This window comes from Mesorhizobium sp. 131-2-1, from assembly GCF_016756535.1.
Lineage (GTDB): Bacteria > Pseudomonadota > Alphaproteobacteria > Rhizobiales > Rhizobiaceae > Mesorhizobium.
This window is the reverse complement of record NZ_AP023247.1, coordinates 6,230,672-6,249,423: the sequence shown is the minus strand read 5'-3', so window position 1 is coordinate 6,249,423 and position 18,752 is coordinate 6,230,672. Positions and strand designations below refer to the sequence as shown.

General features: G+C 59.1%; 11 protein-coding genes and 4 pseudogenes. 10 read left to right on the top strand and 5 right to left on the bottom strand.

Annotated features, from left to right (window positions below; all coding sequences use genetic code 11):
• The first annotated feature begins 76 nt into the window (after positions 1–76).
• The 6 genes from JG743_RS30085 (at position 77) to JG743_RS30060 (ending at position 8,008) form a co-directional block, all read left to right on the top strand.
• Positions 77–922 (top strand): hypothetical protein, encoded by an 846-nt coding sequence (locus JG743_RS30085; RefSeq protein ID WP_202295955.1) that lies wholly within the window; start codon positions 77–79, stop codon positions 920–922.
• 850 nt (positions 923–1,772) lie between these two features.
• Entirely contained in the window at positions 1,773–3,473 is a 1,701-nt protein-coding gene (locus JG743_RS30080; protein ID WP_244672980.1) for a metallophosphoesterase, read from the top strand.
• A gap of 382 nt (positions 3,474–3,855) precedes the next feature.
• Positions 3,856–4,338 (top strand): hypothetical protein, encoded by a 483-nt coding sequence (locus JG743_RS30075; protein ID WP_202295950.1) that lies wholly within the window; start codon positions 3,856–3,858, stop codon positions 4,336–4,338.
• 3 nt (positions 4,339–4,341) lie between these two features.
• Entirely contained in the window at positions 4,342–5,247 is a 906-nt protein-coding gene (locus JG743_RS30070; protein WP_202295947.1) for an MBL fold metallo-hydrolase, read from the top strand.
• 22 nt (positions 5,248–5,269) lie between these two features.
• A complete protein-coding gene (locus JG743_RS30065) occupies positions 5,270–6,106 on the top strand; it encodes a S1/P1 nuclease (protein ID WP_010913945.1) in 837 nt (278 codons plus the stop codon).
• 72 nt (positions 6,107–6,178) lie between these two features.
• Entirely contained in the window at positions 6,179–8,008 is a 1,830-nt protein-coding gene (locus JG743_RS30060; RefSeq protein ID WP_010913946.1) for a phospholipase D-like domain-containing protein, read from the top strand.
• A 395-nt stretch (positions 8,009–8,403) separates the two neighbouring features.
• Here the strand turns inward: JG743_RS30060 and JG743_RS30055 are convergent.
• Both JG743_RS30055 and JG743_RS34355 read right to left on the bottom strand, forming a co-directional pair.
• Positions 8,404–8,734, bottom strand: a pseudogene (locus JG743_RS30055) (IS6 family transposase); the annotation flags it as partial.
• A gap of 178 nt (positions 8,735–8,912) precedes the next feature.
• Positions 8,913–9,584: a hypothetical protein gene (locus JG743_RS34355; RefSeq protein ID WP_244673248.1), complete on the bottom strand. Its 672-nt coding sequence runs from the start codon at positions 9,582–9,584 to the stop codon at positions 8,913–8,915.
• 396 nt (positions 9,585–9,980) lie between these two features.
• Between JG743_RS34355 and JG743_RS30050 the strand changes: the two genes are divergently transcribed.
• Complete coding sequence (locus tag JG743_RS30050) at positions 9,981–14,255, top strand: Ulp1 family isopeptidase (protein WP_244673235.1); 4,275 nt, start codon at positions 9,981–9,983, stop codon at positions 14,253–14,255.
• Positions 14,256–14,301: 46 nt separating this feature from the next.
• Here JG743_RS30050 and JG743_RS30045 read toward each other — a convergent pair.
• Positions 14,302–14,745: pseudogene (locus JG743_RS30045) on the bottom strand (ISKra4 family transposase); the annotation flags it as partial.
• Between the two features lie 203 nt (positions 14,746–14,948).
• Between JG743_RS30045 and istA the strand changes: the two are divergent.
• Together istA and istB are read left to right on the top strand one after the other, a co-directional pair.
• On the top strand, positions 14,949–16,475 hold the full coding sequence (gene istA / locus JG743_RS30040) for an IS21 family transposase (protein ID WP_202295162.1): 1,527 nt from the start codon (positions 14,949–14,951) through the stop codon (positions 16,473–16,475).
• Positions 16,476–16,485: 10 nt separating this feature from the next.
• Positions 16,486–17,226 carry an IS21-like element helper ATPase IstB gene (gene istB / locus JG743_RS30035; protein ID WP_202295168.1) on the top strand — a complete coding sequence of 247 codons (741 nt, stop codon included), beginning with the start codon at positions 16,486–16,488 and terminating at the stop codon, positions 17,224–17,226.
• 113 nt (positions 17,227–17,339) lie between these two features.
• On the opposite strand, the pseudogene JG743_RS30030 reads toward istB, so the two are convergent.
• Positions 17,340–17,479: pseudogene (locus JG743_RS30030) on the bottom strand (ISKra4 family transposase); the annotation flags it as partial.
• Positions 17,464–18,343: pseudogene (locus JG743_RS30025) on the bottom strand (transposase); the annotation flags it as partial. The pseudogenes JG743_RS30030 and JG743_RS30025, both read right to left, overlap by 16 nt.
• A gap of 116 nt (positions 18,344–18,459) precedes the next feature.
• On the opposite strand from JG743_RS30025, the gene JG743_RS30020 reads away from it, so the two are divergent.
• Entirely contained in the window at positions 18,460–18,735 is a 276-nt protein-coding gene (locus JG743_RS30020; RefSeq protein ID WP_202295941.1) for a DUF4158 domain-containing protein, read from the top strand.
• The last annotated feature ends 17 nt before the right edge of the window (positions 18,736–18,752 follow it).

Sequence of the window (18,752 nt, the reverse complement as noted above, 5' to 3'; positions counted from 1 at the left end):
AGCGACCCCAGGCTGTCCCGACATTACCGGAACGCCTGTCCCGTATTTAGCGGAATCGCTGTCCTGAGTTGGCGGAATGCGCAGCTCAACCTTTGAGTCGCTGCACAAGAACCGCACAGAGCCCGAGGCCGAGATATCGCTAACATTTGGCGTTGCTAACGGCGGCACTCGGCCGGCGTCAAAGGTGCGCGTGTCGTTTGAGGCTATCGGCAACATCGATTTGAGTCGTGACGCACATGATTCGGACGATGACGAGAATCAGAATGACGTCAACGGGCAATCCGCGCTCCCCCCGATTCCTAAGCTGCCCGCGCCGCCTGTTGCGCCAACGGTTCGACGAATCGTGAAGCGGCCGCCTGCTGCTTCGAAAGGCGTTGATATCGCTACACTGAGAGTGCCCGGCGGCGGTCTGAGGATCTCCGAACTGGATAAGGCGTCGCGCGGACTGATGGGCGGTCTTGGTCCCCAATTGGCGGCAATGCGCAGCGTGCAGTCCACGTTCGACAATCTCCACGGCAAAGGCGCGCTCGCAGATCTCGCACGTGGCATTGGGCCTATGTCGGACATCATGAGAATGGCAAAGCAGCATGACAGCCTGCGTAGGTCGCTTATTCAACCCACGGGTCTTGCTACGCGAACATACATCGATATGCCTACTATCCGAATGCCGCCGATGCCAGAGAAGCATGATCCTGAGGGGTTTTACTACGATCGGTGGCCGAAAAGGAAACCGACCAAGCGTGGCGCTCTGACATGCGATCTGTTCCGTCATCAGCGCGGCGAGAAGTTCTTCGAGGTCGACGTGCTGTTTCCCGACGATGGGGACGTCAGCGGCGCAGTGCGGTGTACCGTCGAGGCCGAGAACCTGACCAAGCCGGCCGAGCTTTCTTATACCCGTCAGCCGCAAGGTCGAAGCCTATAGTCTCCTGGCGATCGCAGATGAGATGGTCGAACGCTGTGGCCGTTAGATCGACCCCTACAACGGTCTTCTAGATATCAGGACGCCTCGGCCCATGGGTGAAAATGCATACGTGCGTCGGAGGTCCGACACCTTTTGAAGCTTTCGGGCGGCAGCTCGAAACTGTCGTTCCGAGTGACGACCTTTGCCTGGCAGGCCCCCTGAACAGCAGTCTATATCAGGGTAGCGAGCCCCAAATTCTGGCAAGAAGAGGAGGCCGCCATCGTGGTCCTTATGCCAGGCAAGTCATCCGCGCCAAGCTAGAGACGCGGTGCATTGCTGGTCTCGGCGGATCGGATACTGCAAATGCCCAAATTGGCGAGGCCGTTTCGTGCGTCAGTGCGAATATGAGAGTCCATTCGTTTCTTTCTGGGACAAGTGCCTGAATGGTCTTGTAGAAGCCTGTAAAATGGCGTCACAATAATGCGGGGTTTTCTTTGGGGGGAATATGCGCAAATCGCTGGGCAATGCATTGATTGGCATGGTGGTTATTGGGGTGGCTGTCGGCCTTGGTCCATCGTCCCTCCCTGCCAACGGCGAGCTTAAAAGCACCACTGGGAACACCGTTACGGCAACCTACGCGCCACACGATTTTCACAAGCCCTTCCCTCGGAGGCCTCACGCTTCCGCAGCTGGTGATCCTAATGGAGCCAACACTCTGGAGTTGGATCCAGGCGTCAAGTGAGCGGCCTAATAAATCCAGGCTTCCGCTATCTGCGCATGTCCTAGAACCTGTCGATTATCTACGATTCCACGGAGCCTGAGCATGCCGACGGTCCCACCCGATCTTAGAGGCCTCTCTAAGTACCCCAAGATGACTGGCTGGTTCCACCCAGCCCTGCTGTTACGCCTGATGTGGCGGGTCATACTCTCAGACCTTTTTGGTCAGTATGCTGATCGGCGGTTGATCGTCGCCGCCCTTGACACAGTGCCGCCTGAAGACCTGGTAGCTCGTGCCCAACAGTTCCTCCCGGGAAAGGATAACGAGCAACTGTGGACCTTGGATCCGGATGACCAAGGCGCTGTCTGGATCGATTTTGTGGCCGACCTGGGCGACGGATTCGACGCCACCTACGCGATTGCCTCGCTTCTCGCGCAGGAAACGCTTTCGGTTGACGGCCACTCGCTGAAGCGCGGACAGATGCTTTTCATGGGGGGAGACGAGGTATACCCCCGCGCAGCGCCCGAAACGTACCAAAAGCAACTACGCGACCCGTATGAGTGGGCGTTCCCGGATCCTAACCAGCGTCTTATCAAAGGACCGCCGGTTTTTGCTCTGCCTGGTAATCATGATTGGTACGATGGCCTCGTCATCTTTCTTTCGCTTTTCTGTCGAAAAGACCACATGCACCTTGGTGGATGGCGCACGCACCAGCGGCGGAGCTATTTCGCCGTTCAGCTTACGGATAATTGGTGGCTGTGGGCGATCGACGCCCAGCTGGACGACGATGTCGACCAACCGCAGAAGGAGTACTTTATAGAGATCGCTAAGGCGATGCCGCCCAACGCCAAGATCATTCTCTGCGGGCCGGAGCCTGGCTGGCTCTACACCGGACAGGCCGGAAATAGGGCCCTGAGCGTCATGAGCTATATCGGATGGATAGCGTTAAATCAAAAAAAGGGCCTTACGGTTTCCCTGGTCCTGTCCGGAGATACGCACCACTACAGCCGATATGTTGCTGATGACGGAAACACCCAATTTGTCACCTCCGGTGGAGGAGGGGCCTTTCTGCATCCCACCCATCAGGTAGAAGCATCTGTCGATCTGGATCGAAAGGCAGATGGCTACACTTGGCTGAACAACCAGATCAAGAAACTGGCCCTAGGGTCCGACGGGCAGGGTAGGGAAGCCGTCTACCCGTCGAAAGCCGAAAGCCTTTCCATGTTGGCTGGCAATTTCGGCTTTGCGGCTTACAATCCTGCGTTCGCCATGGTGCTCGGAAGCCTTTACTGGCTGGTGGCCTTGGCCGGATCTTTCCTCCCCGTAGACATCTACTACATCGCGCCGGCTTTGTTTTTTGCCGGGTTCTGGGGCTACACGAGAAAGCAGGAAGGTGGCGGGGTGAAGATTTGGCTGGTTTCAGCTGTCAATGCGCTGGCGCATTGCCTTGGCGTACTACTGACTGCAGACATCGTATCCTGGTTTAACGGCCGCTTTGCCGATCTGGGAGCATGGCCACGCTTGTCGTTCTGGCTTTATGGCGCCGAGATGACCGTGGTTGGCGGTTTGATCGCCGGCACCCTATTTGGCGTTTATCTGTATGTGACCTCCCGCTGGCTGAACATGAACCACAATGACGCGTTCAGTTCGATGCGGCGTGACAGCCACAGGCACTTCCTCAGACTGCGAATCCAGGACGACAAAGTCACCGTATTCCCTGTTGGGCTCACCAAGATCCCCAGACGCGACGAATGGCGTGTTAACGCCGCCAATTTGGGCACTCCGTCTCCGACCTACGTGCCTGAACCTGGGTTGGCTCCGCATCTGATTGAACAGCCCTTTTCCGTTCATTAGCGCTGGGACCATCGCGTCGCTGACCCCGGCCGGCGAATTTGCATGGCCTCTGCAGAGCTCATGCAGACTCCTTGCGTGACAATTACCGGCATCCTCCCGTAACCAGATGAGCCCTTACTATTTAACATAATGGATATTATGAGAATCTAAGTCTCGGATAAGATAGGATAAACATAAGTTTCAGAGTTAAACTTATGCGACTTTGCTTTTTGCTTTCCGCTTACGGAGTCTATTTGGAGCAGTGATTGTCACGCGTTGGCCGCCAGCAAGTATTTGTGTAACACATTACTACAACCTAGCGCCAAAAGGAATACAGCAAAAGATAGAAAAAGGTGTGTTGCAGTTTATACAGAGACTCATTATATTCGCTACGCGGGGGCGCATGACCGATATCTTAGCCAAGATCTCGTCCTACAATCTTTTCAACAACTTAGTGCCAGGCGCCATTCTGAGCGCCCTTCTCTCAATCCTCGGCATCTACCACTTTGAAAGCCTGTCTGTGGTCGCCGACCTTGTGGTCTACTATTTCCTGGGCATGATTGTCAGCCGGGTGGTGTCAATCCTCGTTGACCCGATATTGCGGTTTGTCCGCCTGCTTCCGAAGCGGGATTACCCGGCTTTCATCGACGCCAGCGCCAAAGACGAGAAAATTCTAGTGCTGCTCGAAACCAGCAATATGTACCGCACCATCTTTGCGCTCTTGGTGGTGGTCTTTGCGGCCTATAACCTGCAGTCCTTTGGCACCGCAGTATCAGCCGGAACGGCCGTCAATGGCGGGCTCTTGGCATTGGTCGCGCTATTCCTGGTGTCCTATCTCAAACAAAATTTTTTCATCACCAAGCGCGTCGAGCATCATAAAGGCTGAGCCATGCCGTTGGTCAAATCGTTGTCTGTCGGCAACGGAGACACATTCTACATCCGCCACAACAGCGATAATTTCACGATTATCGATTGCTGCCTGAATGACGACCAGAAGGAGGCGATCGTCGAAGAACTCAAGGAAGCGTCTGCCGAAAAAGGCATCACGCGATTCATTTCGACCCACCCCGATCAGGACCACATCCTCGGCCTGGAGTACCTGGATGAGAAGCTCGGTATCGTCAACTTCTATTGCGTGGCCAACAGCGCTACCAAGGACAGTCCTACCACGTCTTTTGAGCACTACTGCAAGCTGAGAGACTCAAGCTCGGCCTACCATGTCTATAAAGGGTGCAAGCGCAAATGGATGAACCAGAGCAGTGATGAGCGCGGCGCGGCTGGGATCAGTATCCTGTGGCCGAATGTTTCTAATGAAGCTTACAAGGCTGCCCTGAAGGACGCGGCGGACGGGCTGGCCTTCAACAATATGTCGCTGGTCGCCCGTTATTCAATCGAAGATGGCGCCACATTCATGTGGATCGGAGATCTCCACACCAAGTTCATGGAGGAGATCTTCGACGATATTGAGCTCACGAAGACGACGGTCGTGTTTGCGCCCCACCACGGGCGCGACAGCGGCAAGATCCCGAATTCCTGGTTGGAGAGGCTGGACCCGCAGATCATCGTCATCGGCGAAGCGCCCTCCCGCCATCTAAACTACTATACCGGCTATAAAATCGTGACACAGAACGAAGCCGGTGACATCACCATGGACTGTATTGGCGACAAGGTTCATTTCTACGTCTCAAACAAAAACTATAGTCGTGAGGACGTCCTCGATGACGAGGGAATGACGACCTATCCCAACTACGTTGGCTCGATAACCGTCGAGACCGAATACACCTTGGATGGTTAGGCACATCAAACGGAGGACACCCATGAAATCTTTGGTGCTGGGGATCTTGCTCACCGGCGCGGCTTGCAGCCAAGCATTTGCATGGGGTCCGGAAGGGCATTCGATCGTGGCAGAAATCGCCCAACGGCGTCTTTCCTCCACAGCGCTGATGGAAGTCAAGCGCATCCTGGGCGGAGAAGTGGCGATGGCATCTGTCGCGAGCTGGGCGGATGACGTCCGTTATGCAATCCATCCGGAAAGCTACAATTGGCACTTCGTCGACATTCCTCTGGCCGACAGCAAATACGACCCTGTGTCCCAATGCGCCGCGAATGTGCAAGGTGATTGCGCCATCGCTGAGATCGATCGCGCCGAGCATGAAATTACCTGCGCAACAGACCCTTTGCAGCGCAGGGATAGCCTGCGCTACCTCATTCACATCGTGGGAGATCTCCACCAACCGTTCCACACCGTGGCTGACAACACCGGCGAGAACGCGCTCGCAGTCACCGTGAAGTTCGGTGGGTTGATCAAAAGTCCGCCTAAGACCCCTGCCGACAACCTTCATGCGGTGTGGGACAGCACAATCATCAAACAAACCACCTATGCCTGGGGATCCTATGTGGATCGCCTAGAAACTGACTGGCTGCTCAAGCATCCCGAGGCCTCTGAGACGCTCGACCCGGTAGCCTGGGCGCTAGAAGCCCACACCTTGGCGCAAGAGATGGCCGCCGGCATCACTAACGGCGCAAATCTCGACAACGACTATTACGCAAAAGCTTTGCCCGTCGTGGATGAGCAGCTCGGCCGCGCGGGTTTAAGGCTTGCTGCGGTTCTGAACCGCTGGTTGGCCACAGCTCCCGCATGCTCCCTGCCTTAAAGCCGTTCTGGCGCCTACGCGCGCTCGTGATTTCGTGCCTCCCTGCCTGTCCGGTTCAATGAGGAACGTCCCATGAAAGCTCTGGCATTCTCCAATAACGACATTGCCCTCGTCGCGTGGACCTATGATCGCCATCTCGACGGCTGCCTAGGGTTTGCGATATTCCGGCAGGACCTGACTGCTGGTACGGAACAAGCGCTACCGGCGATGGCACGCTTCGCCGGGTTCGAGGATCAGAAGGACGCGACAACCGAAGACGCCCCGATCCAGAAATTCTGGTGGAAAGACCTCTATGTCCGGCGAGGTTCTCAGGTGCGCTATCGAATAGTGCCGATGGGTGGAACACCTGGCCAATTGCAGCCGCTAAAAGACGCCGAACCGCTTTTGTCCAATTCGGTGGCCGTCACCGCGGATAGGGGCATTTTCGAAGCCTATTTCAACCGCGGGATTGTGGCGACGCAGGCCGTGACACGGGCCCTTGGTGACAAAGCGAACGGAAACCTTTTGCTCAAGCGCGTCGCCGATCCCCACGACTCGGTCAGAATCGCGCTCGAGGGAGAGTTGTTCAAGGGAGTCACGTCTCTGCTAGACCAGGCTGACCGGACGGCTGGCGCCGAAATCTTCAGCGCACTTTATGAACTCAACGATCCGCGGGGCCTCGAAGTTCGCCTCCAGGCCCATGACCATGGCGATCCTAAGATTCGAAATGTCGTGCTTGGAAACGAGCGTGGCAAAAAGAATGGCGTAGAGGTCGACGATGCGGATTCCGACAATCGTCACAACCTCCATGCCGCCGGCGTGAATGTGACGGACCGCATTTTGCCCGATGGCAGCATTCCTCACAACAAGTTCATGGTGTTGGAGGAAAACGGCAAACCAACGAAGGTGCTGACTGGCTCCACCAATTGGACGAGCACCGGGCTTGCCACGCAGACCAACAATACATTGATCATCAAATCGCCACTGGTCGCTGCCCGCTACAAAGAGTATTGGACCTCGGTTAAGCATTTCAGTGAACTGGGTGCTGATGCCCCAAAGAAGCTGCAGGATCCGGCGTTTCGGCAAGCCAACCGCGAGGCCAATGCCAAGGCGATCGCCAACCCCATGACTCTTGAAGACGGCAGCGCTCACATAGAGGTGCTGTTTTCTCCCAACACCGAGGATTTGCTGCAAACTCCTCCTAAAGAAATTCCCAATGACATGGCTCGGCTCTACGAGCTGGTCGGCGCGGCGAAACATGCCGTGCTCTTCTTGGCGTTCGATCCGGGGAACAACTCCATCCTCGATGCTGCCGGCAACGCGCTTCGGAACAACCCAAACCTGTTCGTGCGAGGCGCCCTGACAAGCACGGTGCGGGCCGCAAACTTCGCTGAGGCCTTGCATGCAGGCTCAGGTGACGAACAGCCTGGAAAAGCCGGTTTCAACGTCGGGGTGATTGGCGAGGACGGCGGCGTAAAGAAAGCCAAGGGCAAGGTGGGAGCTGCGCCTGATTACCGCGCGATCCCTGCTGATGCGATCGATGATGCCTTCGGCCGGTGGGAGAAGGAAATCTATAAGGTTGGGTTCGCCATCATTCACAACAAAGTCGTGGTCATTGACCCATTTAGCGACGAGTGCGTGGTCATCACCGGTTCGCACAATCTGGGCTATCGCGCCTCCCATAACAACGACGAGAACATGGTGATCGTGCATGGTCATCGTCCCTTGGCCGAGGCCTATGCCTGCCATGTGCTCGACCTCTACGACCACTATGCCTACCGCTATTGGCTGAAGAAATACCCGGACACGTTCGGCAAGCCCCTCAGCGAGAAAGACGACTGGCAGGAGCGCTACATCAAGGATTCTGAAGAAAAGTCGCCTGAGTTGAGGTTCTGGCTGGCCGCAACGGCGAGTGCCGGCTAGGCCGGACTTGCGCTCGAATTTTGTCGACCACGGTGCCCTCTTTCGAAGCCAGGCCTGCGTGACGGACGCACACACCCGCCATCCGCATTCTCGCCTTTGGGCCGATTGCACGACGGCGCCGCAGACGCTGTCCGCTCGATACAAAGAATCTACCGCCTTTTGGTCGACCCGTGATGAGCCTCAGCGTACGGCGTGGTCGTTTTCATCGGGTGCGATGGGGAGCCGGCTGATCCGGCGATCGTTCACGCCTTTTATGCCGATGTTCCAACCTCAGCCGATGCCGTTTGGGGGCAATGGCGAAGGTTGATGACGCGATCTGGAGACAACTGCCGCGGCGCATTGACGAGGTCGCGTTGTTCTCGGACGGTATCGAGAACCTGGTGTTGCACCAGGCTTGCCGCCTTGACATTGCGACGGCTTTGCACCGACACGTCGAGAACAAACCCGTCCTGATGAACGGCGCGCCAAAGCCAGTGTTTCTTTCCACCGATGGTGATGGCAACTTCATCGAGATGCCATGTGTCGCCGAGCTTGCCGGCCGATCACTTCCGGATATCATTTGGCAAAGTGTCTGCCAAATTTTTCAGCCCAAAGTCGCACGGTCTGGCGAGAGACGATGACGCCACGAGCTGCCGGCATATCCTCGACCATCCGCAGGCTGAGCGGAAACCGGAAATAGAGCCAAACGGCACGGGCAATCACCTGCGCCGGAAATCGGTGGCGACGATAATCACGGGAAAATCTGGTCATGCCGCCAGATCCCACATTTTGATCGATGCCCGGTTAACGTTACGGTGCCCGTCAGCTTGTCGTAAGCCAACCCGCCTAGCATGGGTCATCCAGATGACACCGAAGGTTAAGCGCCCGTCTCGCGTATCCCGTCCCTTGGCGATCAGAAACTCCACTACAGGTGAACGGCTATGGGAATTTGCATCTCCAAATCCTCCGGATCGACTCGACATGCCACATATGACACGGAAGAGTCGCAAGGCAGACAGGCGCCCTCCCGGAGCCGGCACCCTTGACGGAAGCAGAGGAGGGATTCTCCGCAGAATCTCGACTCGATGAGCCGCTGCGCGGATTGGCGCAGGACTTTGACGATACAGTTTGATGCGAGGCTAGTGTGGACCAGCGAAAAATTACATCCCGTGTAACAGCTTTGCCGCAGGTGCAGGACGCCGGCTTGGAAGAGGGGCAAGCGGTCCAGGCCCGGCAAGTGGGCTTTGAGCAGCACCTTGCCGAGGCCCGGAGGCTGTTCGATCAAGCTGACGAGTCGCCAACCAATCCAGAGGAGCTTCTGCGACTGGAACAGGGGTTCCGCGAAGTGCTTCAGCGACGGCAGGATGATCAAGCCGTCTCGTCTTTTTTCAGCGACCCAGGGATGCCCGCTGGACCGGGTGACCACAACAGCATCGTGACGGACGCTTTCGCAGCGGCCGGCTCTGGGCACGCCGGAGTTGAGGCCGCCGCCCCGCCAGTCTTGGCTGCCAGCCAACAGCAGATCCGGCCCTCGCCGGATGCGCTTGACCAGGGCAACCACCTGCCACCCCAGGGGGGCATCATCAACAATGAACATTCGACGGCGCCGTTGCGGCCAGCGAAGAGGCAGAGGGCCGTGGATAGGCCGCAAGCCGTCGCCATTCAGCAGCAGCTGAGCGAAATCGGCAATTCAGGCGGCCGCGTGCCGATACAGCCCCCCACGCAGCAGTTGGGTGAATTGCCATTGCAAGGGGTACCGGTTCAAGGGACAGGGTCCGAACACATCGGAAGGCTGCATGCGGGGGCCGCGCCCTCAGCAAGGTCCGAGGCGCCCCCGGCTGCGATCGAGGACTCCATAAACGTTTCGTTCGCCGTCCCCAAAGACTTTTCCCATGGGACTCAACGCGTCCCAGACGCGATGCTCCCTTTCTTGGACCGCCCTGGCCCCTTGCCGGATGCTGGCCAAGCGCGGCAAGCGGGCTTTGAGCAGCACGTGGCCGAGCCGCGCCGAGCCGACCCGGTTGCGAGTGGCGCCCGTGCTTCCCGCTATCACCATCTGTCCGACGAACACCGGGACCTTATTGATAGAGCGATCGCCCACTCCCAGGAAAAATATAGCGAGACCACGGCCCGAAAATACACGTTTGCACTTAGCCGGTTGGCGAATGATCTCAGCGCTCGTGGCCAAGCAATCGATCTAAGAAATCACAAATCCCTGGTCGATCACGTCGGTGCTTTCTTTCCGAAAGACGTTGATATGAAGAGCGCTTTGAAGGCCCTGCGTGCGTATCATGAGCCGGGCTATTCAGCGACTGCTGGCGGCCCTGCTGCCAGCTATCCCCATCTGTCCGCCGAACACCGGGACGTTATTGACAAGGCGATCGACCGCGCTGCGGCTCAGCAAAACCAGAGCGCGGACACGCTGCGAATATACTCGAATGCGCTTCGCCGATTGGCGAATGATCTCGGCGCTCGTGGCCAAGCGACTGATCTAAAAAATCACCAATCCCTGGTCGATCACCTCGATACTTTCTTTCCGAATGACCAGAACATTAAAACGGCGTTGAACGTCCTACGTGCGTATCATGATCCGGGCAATGCAGCGACTGGCTGGTGGCCAGCGGCGGTGCCGTCAAAGGCAGATGCGCGTATCCTGGAAAAATTAAGCAGTGACAGCGGGTTGGCCTTAAGCACCCGTGTCGTCTATGGTCGTCTTCTTCGCAGATTTTCTGAGGAGCTCGAGAGTCGGGGCCAGACGATCTCTGGGCTGGATCACAATTCGCGGACCGAACTCGCCGAGGCGTTGTTTCCAGGCAACAAGAAACTCCGCTTCGCGCTGCAGCGGGTTCACAATGCGGAGGTTCCCGAGGCCTTGCGGCCGCTGTTCGATAATCGAGCTGACAAGCCGCCAACCAATCCAGAGGAGCTTCTGCGACTGGAACAGGGGTTCCGCGAAGTGCTTCAGCAGCGGCAGGGTGATCAAGCCGCCTCGTCTTTGTTCGGCAACCCAGGGATGCCCGCTGGACCGGAGGATCCTAACAGAAGCGTGTCGGACGCTTTCGCAAGCTCTGGGCACGCCGGAGTTGAGGCCGCCGCCCCGCCAGTCTTGGCTGCCAGCCAACAGCAGATCCGGCCCTGGCCGGATGCGTTTGACCAAGGCAACCACCTGCCACCCGAGCGGGTGATCATCAACAATGAACATGACACAGCGCTGTTGCGGCCAGCGGAGAGGCAGAGGGCCCTGAATACGCCGCAAGCCGCCGCCATTCAGCAGCCGCTGAGCGAAATCGGCAATTCAGGCGGCCGCGTGCCGATGCAGCCCCCCACGCAGCAGTTGGGTGAATTGCCATTGGAAGGGGTACCGGTTCAACGGACAGGGTCCGAACACATCGGAAGGCTGCATGCGGAGGCCGCGCCCTCCGCAAGGGCTGAGGCACCCCCCGCTGCCATCGAGAACTCCATAAACGTCTCATTCCCCGTCCCCAAAGGCTTCTCCCATGGGACTCAACGCGTCCCAGACGCGATGCTCTCTTTCTTGGACCGCCCTGGCCCCTTGCCGGATGCTGGCCAAGCGCGGCAAGCGGGTTTTGAGCAGCACGTGGCCGAGCCGCGCCGAGCCGAACCTGTCGCGAGTGGCGCCCGTGCCACCGGCTATCGCCATTTGTCCGACGAACACCGCGACCTTATCGATAAGGCGATCGCCCACGCTGCGGCTCAGCAAAAATATAGCGAGAGCACGGTCCTAAAATACAGGTATGCACTTCGCCGATTGGCAAATGATCTCGGCGCTCGTGGCCAAGCGACTGATCTAAAAAATCACCAATCCCTGGTCGATCACCTCGATGCTTTCTTTCCGAAAAACGATGATATGAAGAGGGCGTTGAACGTCCTGCGTGCCTATCATGAGCCGGGCTATTCAGCGACTGTTGGTGCCCCGGCTAACCGCTATCCCCACTTGTCCGACGAACACCGGGACGTGATTGATAAGGCGATCGCCCATGCTGAGGCTCAGCAACACCATAGCGCGCCGACGCTCCGAATATACTCGAATGCGCTTCGCCGATTGGCGAATGATCTCGGTGCTCGTGGCCAAGCGACTGATCTAAAAAATCACCAATCCCTGGTCGATCACCTCAATACCTTCTTTCCGAAAGACACTGACATAAGGGATATAAGGCCGGCGTTGAACGTCCTGCGTGCGTATCATGAGCCGGGCTATTCAGCGACTGGCCGGTGGCCAGTGACGGTGCCTTCAAAGGCAGATGCGCATGTCTTGGAACAAGTGACCAGTGACAGCAGCTTGGCCCCAAGCACCCGTGTTGTCTATGGTCATAGTCTTCGCAGATTTTCTGAGGCGCTTGACAGGCGGGGCCGGACGATCTCTGGGCTGGATCATGATTCGCGGATCGAATTCGCCGAGGTGTTGTTTCCAGGCAACGATTATCTCCGCTGGGCGCTTGAACGGGTTCGCGATGCGAAGCCTGCGTCAGACAGGATCGTGGCGGACGCTTTGGCAGCGGCCGGCTCTGGGCACGCCGGAGTTGAGGCCGCCGCCCCGCCAGTCTTGGCTGCCAGCCAACAGCAGATCCGGCCCTGGCCGGATGCGCTTGACCAGGGCAACCTCCTGCCACCCGAGCGGTTCATCATCAACAATGAACATTCGACGGCGCCGTTGCGGCCGGCGGAGAGGCAGAGGGCCCTGAATACGCCGCAAGCCGCCGCCATTCAGCAGCAGCCGAGCGAAATCGGCAATTCAGGCGGCCGCATGCCGATGCAGCCCCCCATGTGGCAATTGGGTGAATTGCCATTGCAAGGGGTACCGGTTCAAGGGACAGGGTCCGAACACATCGGAAGGCTGCATGCGGGGGCCGCGCCCTCAGCAAGGTCCGAGGCGCCCCCGGCTGCGATCGAGGACTCCATAAATGTTTCGTTCGCCGTGCCCAAAGGCTTCTCCCATGGGACTCAACGCGTCCCAGAGGCGATGCTCTCTTCCTTGTACCATTATGGCCTCTTGCCGGACGCGGACAAGCCGGAATGGAACTACGAGATTAAAGGCCACGGCTACACCGCCCGGAGGCCAGAGGAGGGCAACGACGTTTGGCTCCTCCATCGCGGAGCGATAAGGGAAGCTGGAGCGGCAGCAGTACCGGCAAGGGCTCCGGGACCCGCCTTGCCAGCGACCGCCAGGCTCTCAGACACCCATCTCGGGGTTCCGTTGGTCGATCTGACTACCTCCTCCGATGCACACATCGAAGCCCTTCCGTCAGGCTCGTCCAATCTCCCCCGGGGGGCGGTGCTCGGGGCCACCCAACTGCTGGGCGACGAACATATCCAGAGGGATTACGAATTCCTCGAGCAGCAGCTGCAGCAGGCCGATCCAGCGCTCGCCGCCCGGACGCGGCTGGTCGATCCGTCGGTCTCCCATCTGCTGCGCCACATGGAGCAGCAAGACGCGCGAGGCACATTGCAGTCGATTTATAATCGAAACGCCGGCCCATCCGACTTCCTGTTCGTGCCAGTGAACGATGGGGTGGGTATTGACCGCGGCACCCATTGGTCGCTGCTCCTCGTAGATCGCCGCGATCCGGAAAGAGCGGTCGCCTATCACTACGACTCCATCCAGCAAAATGAACAGCGATACAACGACGCGCCTGCACGAAAGCTCGCTACAAGACTGGACGCGACCCTGGTAACACCCGACATGGCGCAGCAGAAAAACGCTGTTGACTGCGGCGTCTTCGTGGTGGACGGCACGCGCGAGCTGGTTCGTCGATTGGCGAACGAAGAGCGGCCAGACCAGCAGCTGCCGCTGCACCTCAACTACCTCGTCGCCGATCGGCAGGCGCTGCAAAACCGACTGAGAGAGGGGCGCTTGCCGCACGAGCTTGCCGCAAGCCCTGCCGAAGCTTTGGCAGCACCCGGGTCGCAGGTGCAACACGCCGCCTTGCAAGAGCAGCAAGCCAGACAGGTCGCGCCAGCGCCGTTGGAACGGCACTTGGGCAAGACGCGCGAGGCCGAGGACAAGCTGACGAGTACACTGGACAGGAGCAACCGCGTGAACAGCGGGGGCGTCGTCATCAACACTGAACGTTACACAGCGCCGTTGAGACCGGCGAAAAGGCAGAGGACTGACAATTCGCAAAGCCTCGCCATCGGGCGGCAGCCGAGCGAAGCAAACACAACGTCCATCGGCCAAGCCTCCGATCAAGCCCGAGCGGACCTAATGGCTTCCTCCAGAAGCAGAGAGCGCTCCGACGCGGGACGTTGAGCTCGATGGCTGGGATGAACCAGAACAGCTCTTTGCCGACGGAGAGGCTGATGCGATCTCCGGCCCGGTAGCTCTCGCCGTAATTGATCAGGCTGGCACTGTTGGAAGGCGATGTAGGCCTGGAACTCGCCGATTGGGGGTCAGGAACTTGCGCATGTTCGGCTAGCCTGTGTCGAGACTTTCCGCGTCGAGCTGCAGCTCGGCGATTTCGTCACAGATGCCATTTGATCCTGCGCAAGGTTGCAAGCAGGTCCTGTCCGGTCTGCTCGTCGTGGTTGTCGAGCCCTTGCACGAACTGGCGAAAAACCGTGATGCGCATGGTGATATGGAACCAGTCGAGGACATGCTCGCGCCGGTGCGATCATTTCCGCGAGCGAGCGGACTTCTTCCCCCCGTCGGTGATTAAGGTAATATCCTGATTGGCCCGGACGCCCTGCTTCTTGAGATGGTCGAGAATGCGCCGTTGCAGCTCGCGATCATAGCCGTGGACTGCGGATTCCGAGATCATCGCGCGCACCGTTCCGATTTGATCGCGCGCGGCATTCCGAAGTGATGGCGCGCAGCATTCCGAGAATTACCCGCGCGGGATTCCGACACGATCGCGCGCAGTTCGGAGTTAGGAGAACCTGATCCTTGGGGCATGTTCCGGTCGGGCAACGACCGGAGGAATGGATGCCGACGAGGAGGGTTAGGATGCGCCACGTGCGCGAGATTTTACGTCTGAGCTTGGAAGCGGGGCTATCGACGCGGATGGCTGGCGAGCGTGCCGGGGTCGGGCCGACGACGGTCCGGGATATGCTGAAGCGGTTTGCACGCTCCGGGCTGAACTGGCCGGTCCCGGCCGAGATGAGCGATGCCGACCTGGAAGCTTGCCTATACGGCTTACCTGGGATGAAGCCCGGCCGGCGCAAACAGCCGGAACCGGACTGGTCGGCGGTAGCACGTGAGCTGAAGCGCAAGCATGTGACGCTGCAGGTTCTGTGGGAAGAGTATGTCGCCGCCCACCCGGATGGCTATCGCTACAGCCGTTGGTGTGACCTGTTCCGGCGCTGGGAAGGCCGCCTGCCTCTGACGATGCGGCAGAGCCACGCGGGCGGTGAGAAGATGTTTGTCGATTACGCCGGCGACACGGTGCCGGTTGTAGTCGACCGCCGGACCGGTGAGGTGCGCGATGCCCATCTGTTTGTGGCGGTGCTCGGCGGATCGAGCTTGTCATTTGCCTGCGCGACGTGGACCGAGCAGTTCGCGGACTGGATCGAGGCGCACAATGGCGCCTTCGCCTTCTTCGGCGGCGTGGCCCATCTTCTGGTCCCGGACAACGCGAAGGTCGCGGTGATTAAGGCGTGTCACTTCGATCCGATGGTCAACCGCAGCTACACCGACATGGCGCGTCATTACGGCACGGCGGTGCTCCCGGCAAGACCGAGGAAGCCACGCGATAAGGCGAAAGTCGAGGCCTGTGTCGGCATTGTCGAACGCTGGGTCCTGGGCCGCTTGCGCAACCGGATCTTCTACAGCCTGGCCGAGGTGAACGCGGCGGTCGCCGAATGCATCACCGATCTCAACGACACACGGGTGCTTCGCCAGTTCAGCAAAACGCGGCGCCAGCTGTTCGAGGAGATCGACGCGCCGAACCTCAAGCCGCTGCCGGCGGAACGGTGGGTCCACGCTGAGTGGAAGCGTTGCCGAGTCGGACTCGATTATCACATCGCGATTGAGCACCACCATTACTCGGTGCCCTGGCGCTTCGCCCGCCGCGAGGTCGAGGCTCGAATTACCACACGCACCGTCGAAATCTTCCTCGATGGCGAACGCATCGCCGCGCACATGCGTGGCAGCGGCAACGGGCGGCATACGACGATCCCCGAACATATGCCCTCGAGCCATCGGCGCTACCGTGAATGGACGCCCGTGAAGATCCGGGAGGAAGCGGCGCGGATCGGGCCGATGCTGTCGTTGCTGGTTGAAAAGATCATCGAGGATCGGCCGCATCCCGAGCAGGGTTACCGTTCATGCCTCGGCATCATCGGGCTAGCGAAGCGCTTCGGCGCCGAACGCCTGGAAGCGGCCGCGCGGCGCGCGCTGGAGATCCAGGCGCGCAACTATCCCTCGGTCAAATCGATCCTCGAGAAGGGGCTCGACAAGGTTCCGGCGCGCGAAGCCCCGGACCACACGCCGATCTTCCACACCAACATCCGGGGCTCCGGATATTACAACTGAAAGGACTACAATGCTCAAACATCCGACACTCGAACTGCTGGGGCAACTCGGCCTGGCCGGCATGGCCCATGCGTTCATCGAATTGGAAAGCAACAGCGATGCCGACAACCTCAGCCACGCCGAATGGCTTGCCCTGCTGCTCGATCACGAGGCGACATACCGTAATGACCGGCGCCTTGCGCTCCGCCTTCGTCATGCGCGGCTACGCCACCATGCCGTGCCCGAGGATGTCGATTACCGTGCTGCGCGCGGTCTCGATCGCCGGCTGTTCGACAAGCTGCTCAAGGGCGACTGGATCGCCGCCCATGAGAGCTTGGCCATCGTCGGGCCGGCCGGGGTCGGGAAGAGCTGGTTGGCCTGCGCCATCGGTCACAAGGCCTGCCGTGACAACCGTTCGGTCCTCTACACCCGACTGCCGCGGCTCATCGATGACCTGTCCCTGGCCAAGGGCGACGGCCGCATCGCCGCGCGCATGAAAAGCCTGGCCAGGGTCGATCTCCTTATCCTCGACGATTGGGGCCTCGAACCGCTCGACGGCAATGCCCGTCACCACCTGCTCGAAATCCTCGAAGACCGGTACGGGCGTCGCTCAACGCTGGTGACCAGCCAACTCCCGGTGGCCCGCTGGTTCGATCTGATCGGAGATCCCACCTACGCCGATGCCATCCTCGACCGCCTCGTTCACAACGCTCACCGGCTCGAACTCAACGGCGAATCCATGCGCAGATCCATCATCTCCGCTGCCGCTTGACCGAACCGCAAATGCAGTGACATCTTCCCCGACGATCAGGTGCTCCACCTGCGCGCGATCAGATCGGAACGCTGCGCGGCATCAGATCGGAATACATGCGCGCCATCGTCGGAATCCGCACCGTGGACGAAACCGATGTAGCGCGGAGCGCCGTCTTCAGGCAGCGAGCGGCCTACGATCAGCTCGAATTTTCTTCCGGTCGTCACGGTGGCGGATGTACTCGGGAACCGGGCAGGTTCATCCAGTCGCGCGGGTGCCGTACATTGCGCGCTTGAGGGTCTTGAGGCGGTTGATCTGACCTTCGGCCTGTCCGTTGCTCCAGGGCAGCTCGATGGCGTTGTTGTCGGAATGATGTCGGAGGCGATTGCATCGTCGATCTAGGGGGCCAGTGTTTCCGACCTCCTGCTCCGAAGGATACCGTTGAAGCGCATTGCCAAGGCGTCGCATCTCGGCGAATGCGTCAGATCCCTGCTTCAGGGCATCGACTTTCCTTGCTTGTCGAGGCGTCAGCAGGCCTCTTGGCTTTATGTACAGCGCCGCGGCAACAACTGGCGAAATCGCGTGGCCGGTATCCGGATCTCGAACGGGTCCCGAGCTGATCGCCATCGAAGGAACATCATCGGCGCGCACTCTTTCGGCCCGCCGCCAAGCTCCCAGCAGTCGCTAAAGATTGGAGAAGCTGCCGGTGTAGCCGCGCTGCTTGACATCATGAAAAAGATGCCGTCCGCAGCGGTTCCCTTACTTCCAGCATTGGGCAAGGAACGTTTCAAAGCACCATGGTGATGTGGGGTTCAATGCTGCTCGCCGCCTATCTGGTAGGATAGACCCTCCTGGCGTAAGGACTATGCGCGAGACGGGCACGCCGGCGATGTGTCGCAGCGTCGACAATAGCGTCCTCGGACAGGATGGGTCTTCCTGAAGCACGTCCACTAAGGCTCATCTGTTCCTCGATTGCCGTACGAAGATTCTGGACCAGATGAAACCGGTCGGCCACCTGGTGAGCCTGCGGTGCGCCTTCACGGACGGCCTGCGCATACAGGCGGCAGCGGTCTCGGCTGACGACCTCGACGGAGGGATGATTCCGCAGCCACCTGGCTGCGCTATCGACACTCCGATCATGGCCTAATCGGCCCCAAGCTGCGATTTTGGCCAAGTTGTGGAACGTTGCCGGAACAGATTGACCGGTATGGCGTCGGCGCTTGAGAATTCACTCTTGGAAGAGGGAGTGGATGTATGGGTTTGCTCGTTTCGCTCGAGGTGTTGACCGGGGCGTGGAGCCTCTCTTTTGCCGACATCGACTTTTTGAAGGTCAAGGCGGCCGGGTCGAGGCTTGGACTGGCGGTTCAACTGAAGTTCTTCGCCGCGAACGGATATTTCACCACCGCGGCGGCTGAGGCCCCCGATGACGCGGTTTCGTATCTGGCCGAGCAGCTTGGCGTCAGCAAGGCAGATCTCTGCCGGTATGATTTTTCGGGGCGTTCAGGGCGGCGCCATTGCGCCGAGATTTAGCGCCATCTTGGTTTCCG